Origin of the sequence: Clostridium sp. DL-VIII (assembly GCF_000230835.1) — a bacterium.
GTDB lineage: Bacteria > Bacillota > Clostridia > Clostridiales > Clostridiaceae > Clostridium.
Map to the genome: position 1 here is coordinate 4,030,617 of NZ_CM001240.1, position 15,400 is coordinate 4,046,016.

Sequence of the window (15,400 nt, forward strand, 5' to 3'; positions counted from 1 at the left end):
TCAGGTAAATTTTCAAAAGAAAGAATATTCAAAATATTCAGAGTATGGTATAATATTATAAAATACATTAAAGGTGGTATGCTTTATGGAAAAATATAGAGAACATGAAATCATCGTAATACAGAACAATGAAAATCAATACCCATATAAGGCAATTGCAAGGATAGGTGATAATGAAATAAAGCATAAGGGACAAAGTGAGTCCGAAGCAATTTATTTAGTTAAGCAAAGCATCAATAAGTTAAAATCCAAAAATATAATTTAATTGTAGTATATCTAAATCCAAGTGGATAAAAATTGTTATATTTTAAATATTAGGTATCGAAGATACATAAACCCCTCGACTAATGTCAGGGGTTTTGCCTTTTAATTCATAATGGTACAAAAAATTGCAACCTGTCCTTAGCAATTTTATAGCTAAACACGGTTGCAATTTTACTCCTATCTACATTATCTGTGCATATTTAAAATCTATTTATTAATTGCATCTTGATTTAATTTCCTCCGATTAATATATCTATCATACCCCATTTTGATTCCTCCTAAGTTTGTAATACTAAAATCTAACCACTACGTATTATGCTCATTTACATATTTATTCTTATACTTTTAAAAATTTATATAGTATAGATATAATTCTATAAAATATTAATAATGTATATTTTAAGAAAAAACTGATTGTAAACTAAATTTTGTGTCGAATAAAATTTTGAAAATAACTAAATATAGATTATGAAATAACTTTTGTAAACAATACAAATTTTTATAAAAAGGAGGAATATTAATGATACCAACAATAAAGCGCTTAATATTATTAACAATTATTATCACTCTGACAATACCTAATATAGCATATGCGCAAGCACCAACGCAGTCAGTTCCTATTGGTCCTAAAGTAGAGGACTTAAAAAATAAAGAAGAGATTATCAATAGTTTTGAACAAATAAGGGCTATAAGGGAAGATTTAACTGTAATTGATATAAGAGAAGATTCAACGAGCGACGAATTGAGTTCTACATATTCAAATATACAAACTTACCTCCAACAGTTTAGAGAGATTGAATCAATATTAGAGCAACATAAAGTTACATATGCAGATTCTATTCCGGATTTATATTTTTCAGAACTAATTATATCCGTTGCTGATAACTATATTATAAGTTTAAAAGCACAGCAAATATTGATAAGAGCATTACAAAGCAATGTAGATGAAGCAAAAAAACTATTTTATTCAACTTATATGGCAAGATCATATTACTATATTACATCGGGTGATAACACTGTCGCTAATATTTCAACATATTTCACGGTTACTTAAATAATTTAAGTTCTATAAAAGGAGGAGTAATAATGCCCCAAAAATTAAAACGTTTAATACTACTAACAATTTTTATAACTTTAATAATACCTAATATAGCATATGCAGAGGTTCCACTTAAAACTGTACCATTTAACGTTAAAGTAACTGACTTAAAAAATAAAGAAGATATTCTCAATAATTTGGAGCAAATAAAAACTATACGGAAAAATTTGACTACGATTGATATAAGAGCCAGCTCATCGCAGGAACAATTACAAACTGCAGATGAACATCTTAGAAATTACATTCAGCAAATGGAGTCCATTATAGCAAAACTAAAAAATCATATAAATACGTATACAGGTTCACTTTCAGATGAATTTTTTTCAGAACAAGTTATACTTATTGCTCGTGGTTATATTATAAGTTTGAGATATCAACAATTATTGGTAGGAGAATTACAACGCAATACACCAGAAGCAAAAGAACTATCCTATTCAAGTTATCTGATAACAATATATTTCAACATGACAAGAAGTGACCAAATGATAGCTTATATTGATACATATCTAACATATAGTTAAAAAATTTACAGAATGTAAGCAAACAGATATCCTATTAATATTGAATACCAATAGGATATCTGTATTCTAAATTTAAATTCGTATTTTCAATTATATTATCTAGAAACAAGTTTTTTTGTTCTGGTAATTTAAAAGAACTAATGTGAATTAATATATCATCATGAACAGAAGTTGTAATAAAAATATAGTTATCTATACTAATAACTTTTTTTATAGATTCCCATTTATAAGTTTTTTCAGATAAATTTTGAATACTTAAATATACCATAAAATTTATTTTGTTAATCTAAAATTTATTCTAGGATTATTTCTTTATGCAATTCTTCTCTTTCATCAATATCAAGCCAACCTTCATCTTCTGCATAATCAAATATTTTTTCCAGAAGCATATTGTAGTCTTTAGCAAAAACTGCTGGATTTCCTTTATACTGATTAATAGTTTCATTTGTGAAATTATTGTTTCTAATTTCTTCTTCATATATAAGAGCATTTAAATATGTACTTCCTATTAGCTCTCTTATCAAGTTATATCTATAACTTCTTGCACTACAGATATAAAGCCTGCATATTATTGGCCTATCCTCATAAATAGTGCATAGATTGGTTTCTGTTATGAAATTACAGTCCATTTTCTTATTTAATACATACTGATCAAAATCTCTATAATAATTTCTCTTTTTAACTAGCTTTTCATGTATAAAATTTAAAGCTTCCTCATCGTTCCAACTGCTCAATCTATTTACACAGATATTATCCATTTCTACTGACCAAGATTTTTTGCAGCAACTCTCCTCACATTCATTACAATTAAGAGGATTATTGCTTAAAAATATGTCAACTGCATCTAATACATCTTTAACTGTTGTATTCTTATTAATTTTGTCATAATTCACTTTACCTTCAACATCAAATAGTAATTTCATTATATATTCCCTCAACTTTAAATTATTTTTTCTTACACGTTTCATATTTTCGGATTTCGTTAATATTTAAGTTCCTTAAAATAAATAAAATAACCTAAAGTAGAAATTATTTAAAAATACTTTCCACTTTAGGCTAATACTTTAGTTCTTTCAATGTTTAGATAAATTTAGCGATTTTATCTACGAATTTTTGTTTTCCCCAAAAATGCTTCCGAGACACAAAGTGTTGAAGTTACTTTTTCAATAAGCAAAATAGTTTTTTATTATAATCATTAATATTATTGATAAAACTACAATTTATAATCTACTACTTAAACTTTCTTTTTCTAGCTTCTTCTGACTTTTTCTTTCTTTTAACACTTGGTTTTTCATAGTGTTGTCTCTTTTTTGCCTCTGAAAGGATTCCAGATGCTGAGCATTTTCTTTTAAATCTTCTTAATGCTTGCTCAAGAGATTCATTTTCTCCAACTTTAATTTCTGACATACTTTATCCCTCCCCTGCTGGCACTGTACTGTAAATCATAAAATAATTTACAAATATAAACTCATCTTATACTATACAGCATTTACTAAAATGCTGTCAATTATACTAAACTTATTTATTCAATTTTTTGCTTCTTATTTTATAAATAATTAAAGCTGAGATTTTCTGATATCATTTTTTTAATAATTTTTATATTCTCCATGGATTATTTCACAGTTACATTCATTTGCTTCAACAATTTTATCAATAACAATGTAGTATGCTCCTTGCTAATATAACTCCAATTGACATCCAAATTTTACAAGCATATAATAAAAATATAAGGTACAAAGAGGTACATAATGATAGTTCTTCATTATGTGCCTCTTTGTATTTTATCAATTTTTACCTAAAAAACGGAGGCGTATTATGGTTAAAGATATTATTAATTTATCTGTTGTTACTTTTAATTCAGTTTGGGGTGATAAGGAAAAAAATCTCAATAGAATCAAGGGATATATTGAATGTGCAGCTAAAAAAGGCAGTCATTTTGTTGTTTTTCCTGAAATGTGTTTAACTGGTTATGATGATGAATCTGATAAGGATAAAAAGGATAAAATGCAGACATTATTGGCTGAAACAATTCCAGGACCATCAACTAATGAAATAGAAGCTTTAGCAAAAAAATATGATATTTATGTAATCTTTGGAATGCCAGAAAGGGATGCTGATGATTCAACTATAATATACAATGCCTTAGCAATATTCTCTCCTGATGGACTAGTTGGTTCTTATAGAAAAATGCATCTTCCTGCTCCTGAGCCAAATTGGGCAACCAGAGGAGATAAACCATTCATATTAGATACCCCTTGGGGCCCTATAGGTTGTGCTATATGCTATGATTCTTATTGTTTCCCTGAATTAATGCGCTATTATGCATCTAAAGGCTGTAGATTATATATAAACAGTACTGCACTTGCAAAATGTCATGGAAAGGCTCTAGGTACAACAACTCTTGAAGCTGCTGTAATTAGAGAAGGTATTTATATTGCTTCTGCAAATCTTGGTGGTTTAGACGTATATAATTACTTTTGGGGAGGAAGCAGCATAATAGGCCCAAGCAGAAAAACATGGGAACCTTATTATTATGCTGGTCATAAGTTCACTGATGAAATTGCAGATGAATCAGAAATGTTTACTGCAACAATTGATTTATCACTTGCTACAAGATTTTTATTCAAACATAACCCTAGTGTTAATGGTACTGATTGGAGACCTGACAAATATGTTAGTATGTTTGAAGATACCATCAATGATTCAAATTACGGAAAATAGAATGTTTATAATATTATAAGCGACAATTAAAATAATCTTCTGAACACTTATGTACTTAAATAAAGCTGAGATTCCCTAAATATATGAAAATCTCAGCTTATTTTTGTTATCTTATTTATCTATTTTCTCTATATTTCTATTTTTAGCCTATCCATGCTCCATTTGCATCTAATCTATATCCATCAATTGTTGTATTAGCTGCCATTGAACCATCCTCTTTACAGTAGTACCAGGTATCTCCATCATTTACCCAGCCTGTTGACATATATCCATTACTCTTTAGGTAATACCAGTTACCTCCAAGCTGTGCCCAGCCTGTTTGCATAGCTCCAGTTGATGATGACATATAAGTCCAGCCTACATTATCCTTTTGCCATCCTGTTAATGGATCACCTGTTGCATTTACCATGTACCAGTTATTATTAGTTTGTACCCATCCTTGTTTTATTGTATCTGCTGTAGGCATAACTATTGGTGAAGCTACATATGTTGCATTTGCTTGTACAGGTAATGTAATTGCATCTGCTGTTATTAGTGCATCTTGAACTTGTATATATTTACCTAATAAAGGTACATATTTATAAACTGCTGCAACTGGTGCTTGCTCCTTACTTACTGGAATAACTACTTTTGCACTAGGATTTTCTGCTGTTATAACTGCTCCTGTAACCTTACCATCCTTTGTGATTGTAGTTACAGATGCCTTAGCTCCATCTGCTGTAACAACTTCTTTAGTTTGTCCCGCTACTGCACCTGTTCCAATAACTGCTGTTATGTTGCTTACTACTTTAGTTTCAATTGCTTTTACATCTTCTTTTGACATATTGCTTAATGACACTAGTCTAGTTGGATTTGCTATAGCACCTGTTGCCGCTCCTGCATTAGATGTACTGTTTGTTGAACTGCTAGATGAACTACTTGAAGAACTGCTAGACGAACTACTACTTGAGCTATTGTGATGTGAAGAACTAGAACTACTTGGTGAACTTGAAGTTCCTGTTGATCCTGTAGAACCTGAATTTCCTGAAGAACCTGTTCCGCCTGTAGCTTTAATATCATATACGTCGTAGTCTATCCATATGTCATTATGATTTGAATCATTAAGATCTACTGAAAAATAACAATAGCCTGTACCATCTGTATGATATGCTTGTACTCCAGTTGCTTTCATTAAAAAGAAATCACTAATACTAATTTTAACAGTTTCATCATTTACAGCTTTAACTATACCTGCTAATATGTCATCTTCATTCATACTATTTGATGGTTGTAAACCTGCTAAATAATTATTTACTGAATCTCTTATTTTGGCTGTAGCTGCTGTATCAATTTCCATTCCATAATAATAATCTCTGCTTAAATTATTACTAGGATCTACAAGGTTTACTGTAAAGTTAAGATTTCCCACTTGTGTACCCACTGAAGGATATAAGTTAAAATCATTTATTGTCAGCTTCAAATTTTTATCAGTAAGTGCGTTGTTTGCATAATCCTTAACATCATCAATAGTTGTATTATTTGTTATCTTTAATTTATTAATTGCTTTTTCAATGTTATCTAATTCAGCATCTAATTTAGCATATCTTTCATCATACTCATCATCATTTCCAGATGAAGTTCCCTTTAAAACAACTAGATTAAAAGGTATCTTGTCAATAATTTCTTCATTATTATCCTTAACTACAATTATTCCTGTTGCTGAACCTTGTGTAGTATTTGTGGCTGGTGTCATTGTAAATCCATGTATATCCCCATATAAATCCATATCATATATCGCATCTTTTATACATTCATATACATCATATCCAGTAGAATTATTATATAATGTAAGATTCTTAAGAGCATCATTAACTTTACCTTCTGCTTCTGTCACTGTTACTGCTGACCCAGTTGTTGTTTCTTCTCCTGTTGTTGGAGGTGTAACTTCTGATGATGTAGTTGTTACTGGTTTATTGAATGTTAAAGTGTCCAATGTCACCTCTTCTGGAGTAGTCACTACAACTTGTGATGTAGTAGTTTCACCTACTGTAACTGCACTTTCTGTAGTTGCTGTTATATCAATATTAATTCTTGCTTCGCCTGGTGTAGTATATGATATATCTACATTGGTATTGTAAGGTGAGTCTTTCAGCTGATCATTGTAGAGATCTTTTATATCAGTTTCTGTTGTATCCTCTCCTATAGACGTAAGACCATTCATAGCCTCAGTTATTACTGTTTTTACCTGTTCTAAGTCATTTACGGTTTCCGCTGATGCTGGAATTGACGTGGCCCCAATAGCTCCTATTGCGGCTACTGCTACTAAGCCTGATAAGCATTTATTCATTTTTTATTTCCCCTTTTCTTATGATTACTTATAGTGTCTTAATACATTAAACACTAAATAATACCTACATTTTTCCCTAATAAGCACTATTAAAATTTACTGTATTTCAATTTAAAACCAATTTATACACCATAACTACTAAACTGAGTTTTATTTTACTTTATGTATAATTATATCATTAATAGTTAAATATTCGTATATTATTTTTATTTTTTTAATGCTATTTAATAAAGAACACCTAAAACAGAAAATTTTTAATTTAAATTCTACTTTAGGTTATTTTTAGCATTGCATTTTACTCTTCTAAATCAGCTACTTACCTACTGATAAATGTAAAAAAGCCATCCTTTTATGAATGGCTTTTTGCTAATGCTAGCTTTAAAAATATTACTTTAAATTCTTTGTACTGCTTGTACTTGGTAACTTATGAACCTTTGAGGAGTTTCCGAGGTCTGAACGACGGAGGTTGCTACTATATAATAAGGCCGAAGCTCTTCATCAGTCATTTGAGATATTTTTACTATAAATAAACATCTGAAAATTCTAATCTTATGCGTTCATCCTTGTTTCTAATATTTCTATCATATATCATATTATCCTTAGCTACTGCTCTAGCTGGAAGAGTCACAGTAAACTTACTTCCTTTTCCATATTCACTTTCAACATTTACACTGCCACCATGTAATAGAGCAATAGATTTAACCAGATTCAATCCAATCCCAGTACCTTCCGTATTTCTAGATAAAGATTTATCTACTTGTTCAAATCTATCAAATATAATGTCCAATTTTGTCTCTTCAATACCAATACCATTATCCTTTACTGATATTTCAACCCAGTCATCCATATCCTTAACATTTACAAATATCTCACCATTATCATTTGAAAATTTTGTAGCATTCGAAATAAGGTTTAGCATTATTCTCTCTATTTTTTCTAGATCACATGCAATAATCTTTTCTTCTGTATCCGTATCAAAAGTAATATTTAAGCCTTTAATTTTAACATAATTGGTTACTGACATGACTATTTCTTCTACGACATTAACTATATTCACATTTAATAGATTAAGTTCAAAAAATCCTGCTTCTATTTTTGACGAGTCCACTATGTTGTTAATAAGCTTTGATAACCTATAGGTATTTATCTTTATTGATTTAACATGTTTAATAAGTGTATCCTTTTTATTTATTATTGAATCATTCATATAATACATTTCTAATAACTGAGCCGTTGCAGAAATTACATTTAATGGAGTTTTAAGTTCGTGAGATATATTAACTAATAACTCTTCCTGCGATTTTAATGTCTTTTCCATGATTTTATTCGCCTTTATTTCCGCAGTAACATCCATTTCTAATAACTTATTTTGTTCCTCTAGCATTTTTTCTAAATTTTTTCTTTCTGTAATATCCCTGCTAAATCCTGATATAGATACTAAATCCCCATTTTCATTATATGTAGGAACTAAAAAATCCTCTATCCAGACATAATGCCCATCTTTATGCTTAAATCTTACACAAAAAGCTTTGGAAAAATCCGAGTTTTTATCTACTTTTGATCTTTGTATATTACAATCGTCAGGATGAACAATTCCAAATGCAAAATTAGCGTCAGTATAATATATTTCTAGGTCATACCCTAAAATATCTTTCATTGAAGGGCCAACATATATAAACTTAGATTCTGGTAAAATTTGAAGTGTAAAAAAAACGTCCTTAGTTTTTTCACATGTTTTAATTAGTTGATTATATCTCTCTTCAATGTAAAGATATTTGCTTATATCTATAAGAGATAGGTATGCTCCAACTATTTTAGAACTATCATTAAAAGCAGGTTTAGAGACAACATCAAAAATTAACTGGTTACCATCTTTTTTTAAAACTAAAGTCTCGAAACTTTCACGTGATAATAAATCATCAAAGCTATAACCTAAAAATTTATCAATATTAGTATTTAGAATTTCATTTTGCATAAATCCTAAAATTCTATAACAGTTTTTAGAAATAGATTTAATTACTCCATCTGTATCCACTTTAATAAGTAATTCTCTCTTTATTTCAAAATTATCTGAATCAACATTTAAGTTCATTTTCTATTCTCCTAACAATATATTTATACTAAATTCAAAAGCAAGTATTAATCATTGAAGAGGCTTAATACATACTCTTTTTCTAAAACTACAGCTTCAATTTTCTTAATCCCAATTTGTCTTCTAAAGAAATTAATACTTTCCTTAAAATAATCAGAAAGTGCTTTATCGTCGCACCATATATAACATCCCTTAAGACCTCTTGTCATGAGTATTCTATAAGTATTTTTAATAAATTCATCACTTATCTTGAAAGCTTTATCTTTATCTTCCTTATATAACTTTTAACTTCCCTTTATGGTCCTATCATCTTTTGTAGAAGTCAGTTACTATCTTTCCGTTTTCGAAACGTAAATCCTGTCAAATTATTACCCCGACATATTCAAATTCAAGACCTTGGCAGGTATGGATACACCCACATTCATTAACTGACTCCTTATCTATTGCCAAAGTAGAGCTATTGCTTAAATTCTACTTTATTTTAAAATCATATTCTGGAAATTCTATATCATACTTATTCATATAATTGTGAGAAGTTCTTAGTTGCGATTTTATAATTGTAAAATGATCTTGATTGCAGAAAAGTTCTGTATTGTAGCACAGCTACTCTTTTCATAAGTGCATAGCTGCTTTTATAATTGTGTGTACTTTTTGCTGTTACCTTTAGCTTTTTCTACAGGATATTTCTCTTCGTTTTTATCCATTTTACTATTTATGATTGTTTCCAAATCAACACCTAATGAATCAGACATATGTATGCAGTAAACCATAACATCTGCGAGTTCTTCTAAAACATGTTCTTTATTATAATTATTTTCATCCCATAGGAATTCTTCTAAAAGCTCTCCTGCTTCTATGGATATTGCTTTAGATAGGTTAGCTGGGGTATGAAATTGATCCCAATCACGGTCTGTTCGAAATTTTCTTATTCTGTTTATTGTTTCTTTCATTTTGATCACTCTTTCTGTAATTTTCCAGTTTTTATGTTTATTATAGCATATATTACATAAGGCACATTCAAAAAAATAACAAGTCCATGTGCCTAAAATAAATTTCATAAATATTTCTCAATATTATAAAACTCATTATATTTGAAAATAGATTCTATATACTATAAAATAACCTTGAGGTGTTATTAATGAAAAAAACTATTAATGTTGTTGCTGCAATTATAAGAAATGAAAACGAAGAAATTTTATGTGCTTTACGCTCTCCTATTATGAAATCACCAAATCTCTGGGAGTTTCCAGGTGGTAAAATTGAGAATAATGAAACCCCAAAAGAAGCTATTGAAAGAGAAATTTTTGAAGAATTAAACTGTAAAGTACGATATATTAATATACATAATGAAAATAAACATGAATATGATGATTTTATTGTAAATTTAATAACAACAAATTGCGAATTAGTAAATGGTTATCCCAAAGCCAATGAACATGCAGCTTTATTGTGGCTCAAACCCGAAAGCCTGCTTTCTTTGAAATGGGCTCCTGCAGATATTCCTGCTGTACTGGAACTAGTAAAAAATCATACTATTGTTTAGCATGATTTTTTACATTAGATACATGAAAGAAAATAACAAATCTCAAATGTTATAATTATTTTTCATCAATGGCATTGAAACTGTTATAATTTATTCTTAAATAACAATACTCTTATTAGCCTTATTTATAATTTTAGCCGGTATTTCTTTCTCTAGCTTCCATACAAAGCTTATTGGTTTGTTTCCAGTATGACTAACATATTCGCATAAACCTAAATATGTAAATGGTGCAGTTATTCCATCTCTATCTTTATTTTCTCTAACAAATAAAGCTACTTTACTATTTAGTGCTTTATGTTTTATATATCTCTTTCCTGTGGTACTTTCTACAGAAGTTGTACTTTGACTTTGCCAGTGAAATAAGTTTTCGTTAATCGCATAATCTTCATATAGAGTTGATGGCGAAAAATCTTTATAGCTTTTATTCAAGGTAATAAAGAATATGTCTAAAGCTTTGTCTTCAAAATATTTTACACCTTCTCTAAAAGCAGGCTTTTTATTTTCATTAAAATATCCAAGTGCTGCCATAACTTGATCTCTTGAATATTCACAATGCAAATCTAAAGGGCAAGGGAAACCAAGCTCTACTGTCTCATCAATAAAATCGATATTGTTATAATTATAGGATAATATACTTATGGCTTCCTTAATCATATTTTCATTTTTTAATAAGCTAACGATTCCTTCTTTTGTTGATTTAAAACCTTGCTTTGCTGGTGAATCACTATAAAACGTGTAATACAACATATTTAACATAAGAATTTCTTCTTCATTTAAATCATTATTATAGATATCATTATTGTTAAATACATTTAATATAAAATTTATAAGCCTTCTAGAATTAATATTAAATAAATTCTTTAATTTTTTTGTTATTTCTTTCTCTTGTTCTTCATAAAATTCTTCTTTTAAGCCTGCTATAACCAGCATTCTACTAAAGCTTCTATCACCTGATTTCCCATAAAAGTCTGCTAATGATAAGTGATAATAGTTTAAAAAGTTTTCTAGACTTAATTCCATATCAGTCTCTAATACGAAGTTCTTTAATTTAACTATTAAATTTGCTTTGTTATTAGCTGAGGATTTTATATTTCTTAAAATATATTCTTTTGATTGTTTTTCAAGCTGAATATAACAGCCTTTAGGTAAAGTTAAAAATCCATTTTCTATATAATCTTTTATTGGATGATTAGTTTTACCAATGAGTGCTCTAAACTTTTCTTCAAAATTATAATTCTTATGTGCTTGCCCCACAAAATCTAATACTGTTAAACATTCTTTGCCTTCACTTAATCTTAAACCTCTTCCTAATTGCTGTAAAAATACTGTTAAGCTTTCAGTTGGCCTTAAGAACAAAACTGTATTGATTTCAGGGATATCGACACCTTCATTATATAAATCTACTACAAAAATAAACTTTATTTCACCATTTACTAATTTTCTCTTAGCATCAGCTCTTTCATTATCTTCACTATTACTATGTAAAGCTATTGATGGTATATTATTTTCGTTAAAGCTTTTTGCCATAAATTTAGCATGTTCAACACTAACACAAAATCCAAGTCCGACTATTTCACTTAAATCTGTAACATAATTTTTAAGACTTTGAACTATTTGCTTTACTCTAAGATCATTTTCTGTATAAATGTTACTTAATTCTTTAATATCATAACCTCTTCTTCCCCATTTAAGCGTAGATAAATCAATATTGTCGGTAACAACAAAATATTGAAATGGACTTAGTAGCTTTCTGTTAATAGCTTCACTTAATCTAATTTCAGCACTAATCCTATCATCAAAATATTTAAAAACATCCCCTCCATCTGCTCTTTCAGGTGTTGCTGTAAGACCTAATAAAATCTTAGGCTTATAATATTCTAGCAATCTCTGATATGAAGGAGCTGCTGCATGATGAAACTCATCTACGATAATAAAATCATAATAATCGCATGAGCTCACTTCAAATAAATTTTTGCTATTTAAACTTTGAATAGAAACAAATAAATGCTCAAAAGAAGTAGGAATATTATTTCCAACCATTAAATCTCCAAAATTATTGTCTTTGAGTATAGCCCTAAAAGTATCTCTGCTTTGTTTTAAGATTTCCTCTCTATGAGCTACAAATAGTAATTTATTATTGTTACCCCTATTTTCCTTGCAAAAATCCTTATAATCAAAAGCTGAAATTACAGTCTTTCCAACACCTGTAGCTGCAATTATTAAATTCTTATACTTCTTAAAGATTTGTCTTTCAACTTTAAGTTTTTCAAGTATTTCTTTTTGATAAGAATAAGGTTTTATATCAAAGATAAAATTAAACTCAGTTTCATTAGAATACGTTTCTTTCATTAAAGACTTAGATAAAACTTCCTTATCACTATCAGTTCCTAAATAACTTATAAATTCCGAATCATTCCAGTAACTTTCAAAAGTAGCTTCAAATTTCTTTATAATATCAAAAGAATCTCTTTCTGTAACTTTTATGTTCCATTCAAGTCCAGAAGTTAAAGCAGCATTTGAAAGATTAGATGACCCTATGTAAGCAGTAGTAAATCCTGTTTCTCTTTTAAACATATAAGCTTTTGCATGAAGCCTCGTTCTTTCAGTATCATAAGATATTTTAATTTCCGTATTAGGAAGTTTGCTTAATTCATAAATAGCTTTAGCATCCGTTGCTCCCATATATGAGGTAGTTATTATTCTCAGTTTTTTATCATTGTTAGTTGCTTCCCTTAAACTATCAATAATACACCTAAGACCACTCCACTTAACAAAAGATATAAGTAAATCTATTGAATCACAAGAAAGAATTTCCCTATTTAGCTCACTAAGCATATTAGGTTCCATAATAGAACCAGTAAATAAAGAACTTTGAGAAATTGAAGTCATAGGTCTTACAGCTTTTCCATTACTTAAAGCTCTCTTATTATTTATCTTTAAATAAAGAGAAGTTAAAAGCTCTCCACTTTCATCAATCTTATATTTTTTAATATCTTCCTCATTAGATTCCTTCGCCAAAATATTAATGATCTTATTACAAACTTCAATTTGCTTTAAGAGCTTATCATTATCTTCTTTTTCTTTATCTCTTATATAATTTAGAGATTTTCTTATTACACCTTCAATATACTGAGATAAAATCACTTTTGCTTCTTCGTTATCGATATTTTCTTTTGATATTAAAAGGTTATTTATATCTAAAGCTTCTAATTCATTTATTATTTTATTATTAATTACTTGCTCATAAATTCCTTCTTTCAAAATCCCACCACCATTTTTTAACACTATAAATTGTAAAAATTATGTTTACAATTATTAGTATAACATAATAAAGCTGAGACTTTTTAAATATATAAAATCTCAGCTTAATCATTGTAATCATCTCTTCTTCTAAATTTATACTTATAAAAATATAACCGCTGTACAAATTTAGTTTGTACCTAGTAAAATTATATATTGTATTATTTTCATCATACTCTTCAATCTCTGACATTACTATGCTGTCATCTATTATCTTATTTATTGAATAATATTTAATAATGGGAAATGATTTTTGCCAAAGCATAGCTACTTTTTCCATTCACCTAAATATGGATTATAATTGCACATTTTTCCTTTAGAATAAATATCTCCATTTTCAGTACATATTGGCCTACAGTCATTGCAAACATATTTATATTCACAATCCTTACATTCATTAATAAAGTCTTTTGAGACACTCCAAAATTTTGTAATCAAATAGTCATCAATAATATTATTCATATCATTTATTCTAATATTAAACCTTTTGTCTATAAAATCATTTCCCATTATGCATGGAGAAACATACCCATCACAGGTAATGTTTATCTTTCCCTGCCAACAGCTATTTCCAGAGTAATTTTTTAAAAACTGTGATTCATTTACCGGCTTAAAATTAGGTTTATTTCTAATTCTTTGAAATTTAGTTTCTAATTCCGATGGAATTAAATTTTTTTTAGATATTCCAACATCTCTTACTATGTCTATTTTGCTGCGAACTCCTGTTAATTCATATATGTAATCTTGTATTTCTGAAATATCATTAAAATTATAACTCATTACTGCGCTATTAGCTTTAACATAAACTCCAAATTCTTTCAACTTCTTTATATTTGATATTGTAATATTGAAACTTCCATCTTTTCTAGTTATTTTATCATGAATTTCTGCTTTATTTGAATAAATTGATGTGATTACTTTAACCTTATTTGATACAATGGCTTGTATTATTTTTTCTGTTAATAAAGTCAAATTTGAGTAAAGTATTAATTCTGATTCCGAACATATTTTTTTGCAATAATTTATAATATCTATAATCCCATTAAATAATAGTGGTTCGCCACCAATTAAAATTATTTTTCTAGGTTTAAATTTCTTCAATTGATTGATTATTCTTTTCCAATCCTCAACATTTAATAAATTTAAACCTTTATCGCTGCTACTATTACAATCCATATAACAATGGCAACAATTTAAATTGCAAGCTTTTCGTAATTCAAACCATACAGTAGATAATTTTCTATCAATAACCTTTTCCTTAGTATAATTTCCAGAAACTGTTTTTTCACTGGAATAATACCCCAAGTTTTTACTAATGAGTAAATCCAAATATTTTTTAAATCTATTGTTTTCTTCTGGTGTCAATTCTGCTAAAACCTTTTCCACAGATTCACCATTTAAAAGCCTATTTAGATAATATTTTGAATTGCTATCTATAGAAAAAAGTCTACTGCAATTTAAATCTTGAAGTAAACCACGCTTTGCCCCTTGAATTAATATTACATTTTCATTTAGTACAAAATAGCTTTTCATA

16 protein-coding genes are annotated in these 15,400 nt (G+C 28.5%); 5 read left to right on the forward strand and 11 right to left on the reverse strand.

The genetic code is table 11. From position 1 onward, the window contains the following. Positions 1 to 85 precede the first annotated feature (85 nt). The 3 genes from CDLVIII_RS18510 to CDLVIII_RS18520 all read left to right on the forward strand — a co-directional run bounded on the left by CDLVIII_RS18510 (position 86) and on the right by CDLVIII_RS18520 (position 1,884). Positions 86 to 265, forward strand: coding sequence for a hypothetical protein (locus CDLVIII_RS18510; protein WP_009170994.1), 180 nt, complete (start codon positions 86 to 88; stop codon positions 263 to 265). A gap of 519 nt (positions 266 to 784) precedes the next feature. Further along, positions 785 to 1,318 (forward strand): hypothetical protein, encoded by a 534-nt coding sequence (locus CDLVIII_RS18515; protein ID WP_009170995.1) that lies wholly within the window; start codon positions 785 to 787, stop codon positions 1,316 to 1,318. A gap of 32 nt (positions 1,319 to 1,350) precedes the next feature. Then, positions 1,351 to 1,884, forward strand: coding sequence for a hypothetical protein (locus tag CDLVIII_RS18520; RefSeq protein WP_009170996.1), 534 nt, complete (start codon positions 1,351 to 1,353; stop codon positions 1,882 to 1,884). 34 nt (positions 1,885 to 1,918) lie between these two features. Here the strand turns inward: CDLVIII_RS18520 and CDLVIII_RS30810 are convergent, their stop codons facing one another. From CDLVIII_RS30810 to rpsU, 3 genes are all read right to left on the reverse strand, one after another. After that, entirely contained in the window at positions 1,919 to 2,152 is a 234-nt protein-coding gene (locus CDLVIII_RS30810) for a hypothetical protein (RefSeq protein ID WP_009170997.1), read from the reverse strand. 25 nt (positions 2,153 to 2,177) lie between these two features. Continuing rightward, positions 2,178 to 2,807: a YkgJ family cysteine cluster protein gene (locus tag CDLVIII_RS18525; protein ID WP_009170998.1), complete on the reverse strand. Its 630-nt coding sequence runs from the start codon at positions 2,805 to 2,807 to the stop codon at positions 2,178 to 2,180. A gap of 307 nt (positions 2,808 to 3,114) precedes the next feature. Then, positions 3,115 to 3,291 carry a 30S ribosomal protein S21 gene (gene rpsU, locus CDLVIII_RS18530; protein ID WP_008418503.1) on the reverse strand — a complete coding sequence of 59 codons (177 nt, stop codon included), beginning with the start codon at positions 3,289 to 3,291 and terminating at the stop codon, positions 3,115 to 3,117. A 408-nt stretch (positions 3,292 to 3,699) separates the two neighbouring features. Here rpsU and CDLVIII_RS18535 point away from each other — a divergent pair, with 408 nt between their 5' ends. Continuing rightward, the gene (locus CDLVIII_RS18535; RefSeq protein WP_009170999.1) at positions 3,700 to 4,605 is read left to right on the forward strand and encodes a carbon-nitrogen hydrolase family protein; all 906 of its coding nucleotides are present in this window, start codon (positions 3,700 to 3,702) and stop codon (positions 4,603 to 4,605) included. Between the two features lie 142 nt (positions 4,606 to 4,747). Here the strand turns inward: CDLVIII_RS18535 and CDLVIII_RS18540 are convergent, their stop codons facing one another. The 5 genes from CDLVIII_RS18540 to CDLVIII_RS18550 form a co-directional block, all read right to left on the reverse strand. Next, positions 4,748 to 6,931 (reverse strand): N-acetylmuramoyl-L-alanine amidase family protein, encoded by a 2,184-nt coding sequence (locus tag CDLVIII_RS18540; RefSeq protein WP_009171000.1) that lies wholly within the window; start codon positions 6,929 to 6,931, stop codon positions 4,748 to 4,750. Between the two features lie 520 nt (positions 6,932 to 7,451). Then, positions 7,452 to 9,023 carry an ATP-binding protein gene (locus CDLVIII_RS18545; protein ID WP_009171001.1) on the reverse strand — a complete coding sequence of 524 codons (1,572 nt, stop codon included), beginning with the start codon at positions 9,021 to 9,023 and terminating at the stop codon, positions 7,452 to 7,454. A gap of 47 nt (positions 9,024 to 9,070) precedes the next feature. Continuing rightward, the gene (locus tag CDLVIII_RS32155) at positions 9,071 to 9,232 is read right to left on the reverse strand and encodes a DUF2075 domain-containing protein (RefSeq protein WP_242836047.1); all 162 of its coding nucleotides are present in this window, start codon (positions 9,230 to 9,232) and stop codon (positions 9,071 to 9,073) included. A 151-nt stretch (positions 9,233 to 9,383) separates the two neighbouring features. Next, positions 9,384 to 9,473, reverse strand: coding sequence for a DNA/RNA helicase domain-containing protein (locus tag CDLVIII_RS32605; RefSeq protein ID WP_278245857.1), 90 nt, complete (start codon positions 9,471 to 9,473; stop codon positions 9,384 to 9,386). 182 nt (positions 9,474 to 9,655) lie between these two features. After that, complete coding sequence (locus tag CDLVIII_RS18550) at positions 9,656 to 9,973, reverse strand: nucleotide pyrophosphohydrolase (protein ID WP_035302434.1); 318 nt, start codon at positions 9,971 to 9,973, stop codon at positions 9,656 to 9,658. A 188-nt stretch (positions 9,974 to 10,161) separates the two neighbouring features. Between CDLVIII_RS18550 and CDLVIII_RS18555 the strand changes: the two genes are divergently transcribed. Further along, positions 10,162 to 10,566 carry a (deoxy)nucleoside triphosphate pyrophosphohydrolase gene (locus tag CDLVIII_RS18555; protein ID WP_009171003.1) on the forward strand — a complete coding sequence of 135 codons (405 nt, stop codon included), beginning with the start codon at positions 10,162 to 10,164 and terminating at the stop codon, positions 10,564 to 10,566. A 96-nt stretch (positions 10,567 to 10,662) separates the two neighbouring features. Here the strand turns inward: CDLVIII_RS18555 and CDLVIII_RS18560 are convergent, their stop codons facing one another. From CDLVIII_RS18560 to CDLVIII_RS18570, 3 genes are read right to left on the reverse strand one after another with little or no spacing between them, the layout of a single operon-like run. After that, positions 10,663 to 13,827 (reverse strand): DEAD/DEAH box helicase, encoded by a 3,165-nt coding sequence (locus tag CDLVIII_RS18560; protein WP_009171004.1) that lies wholly within the window; start codon positions 13,825 to 13,827, stop codon positions 10,663 to 10,665. After that, entirely contained in the window at positions 13,808 to 14,146 is a 339-nt protein-coding gene (locus CDLVIII_RS18565) for a hypothetical protein (RefSeq protein ID WP_035301842.1), read from the reverse strand. The genes CDLVIII_RS18560 and CDLVIII_RS18565 overlap by 20 nt, the downstream gene beginning before the upstream one ends. Then, complete coding sequence (locus tag CDLVIII_RS18570) at positions 14,134 to 15,399, reverse strand: radical SAM protein (protein WP_009171006.1); 1,266 nt, start codon at positions 15,397 to 15,399, stop codon at positions 14,134 to 14,136. The genes CDLVIII_RS18565 and CDLVIII_RS18570 overlap by 13 nt, the downstream gene beginning before the upstream one ends. Position 15,400 lies beyond the last annotated feature (1 nt).

Bases quoted from the DNA above. Each gene is read 5' to 3' on its own strand.
- CDLVIII_RS18535 (WP_009170999.1), top strand. From the start codon at position 3,700: ATGGTTAAAGATATTATTAATTTATCTGTTGTTACTTTTAATTCAGTT.
- CDLVIII_RS18570 (WP_009171006.1), bottom strand. From the start codon at position 15,399: ATGAAAAGCTATTTTGTACTAAATGAAAATGTAATATTAATTCAAGGG.
- rpsU (WP_008418503.1), bottom strand. From the start codon at position 3,291: ATGTCAGAAATTAAAGTTGGAGAAAATGAATCTCTTGAGCAAGCATTA.
- CDLVIII_RS18520 (WP_009170996.1), top strand. From the start codon at position 1,351: ATGCCCCAAAAATTAAAACGTTTAATACTACTAACAATTTTTATAACT.
- CDLVIII_RS30810 (WP_009170997.1), bottom strand. From the start codon at position 2,152: ATGGTATATTTAAGTATTCAAAATTTATCTGAAAAAACTTATAAATGG.
- CDLVIII_RS18555 (WP_009171003.1), top strand. From the start codon at position 10,162: ATGAAAAAAACTATTAATGTTGTTGCTGCAATTATAAGAAATGAAAAC.
- CDLVIII_RS18550 (WP_035302434.1), bottom strand. From the start codon at position 9,973: ATGAAAGAAACAATAAACAGAATAAGAAAATTTCGAACAGACCGTGAT.
- CDLVIII_RS18565 (WP_035301842.1), bottom strand. From the start codon at position 14,146: ATGGAAAAAGTAGCTATGCTTTGGCAAAAATCATTTCCCATTATTAAA.
- CDLVIII_RS18510 (WP_009170994.1), top strand. From the start codon at position 86: ATGGAAAAATATAGAGAACATGAAATCATCGTAATACAGAACAATGAA.
- CDLVIII_RS18515 (WP_009170995.1), top strand. From the start codon at position 785: ATGATACCAACAATAAAGCGCTTAATATTATTAACAATTATTATCACT.
- CDLVIII_RS18545 (WP_009171001.1), bottom strand. From the start codon at position 9,023: ATGAACTTAAATGTTGATTCAGATAATTTTGAAATAAAGAGAGAATTA.
- CDLVIII_RS32155 (WP_242836047.1), bottom strand. From the start codon at position 9,232: ATGACAAGAGGTCTTAAGGGATGTTATATATGGTGCGACGATAAAGCA.
- CDLVIII_RS18525 (WP_009170998.1), bottom strand. From the start codon at position 2,807: ATGAAATTACTATTTGATGTTGAAGGTAAAGTGAATTATGACAAAATT.
- CDLVIII_RS18540 (WP_009171000.1), bottom strand. From the start codon at position 6,931: ATGAATAAATGCTTATCAGGCTTAGTAGCAGTAGCCGCAATAGGAGCT.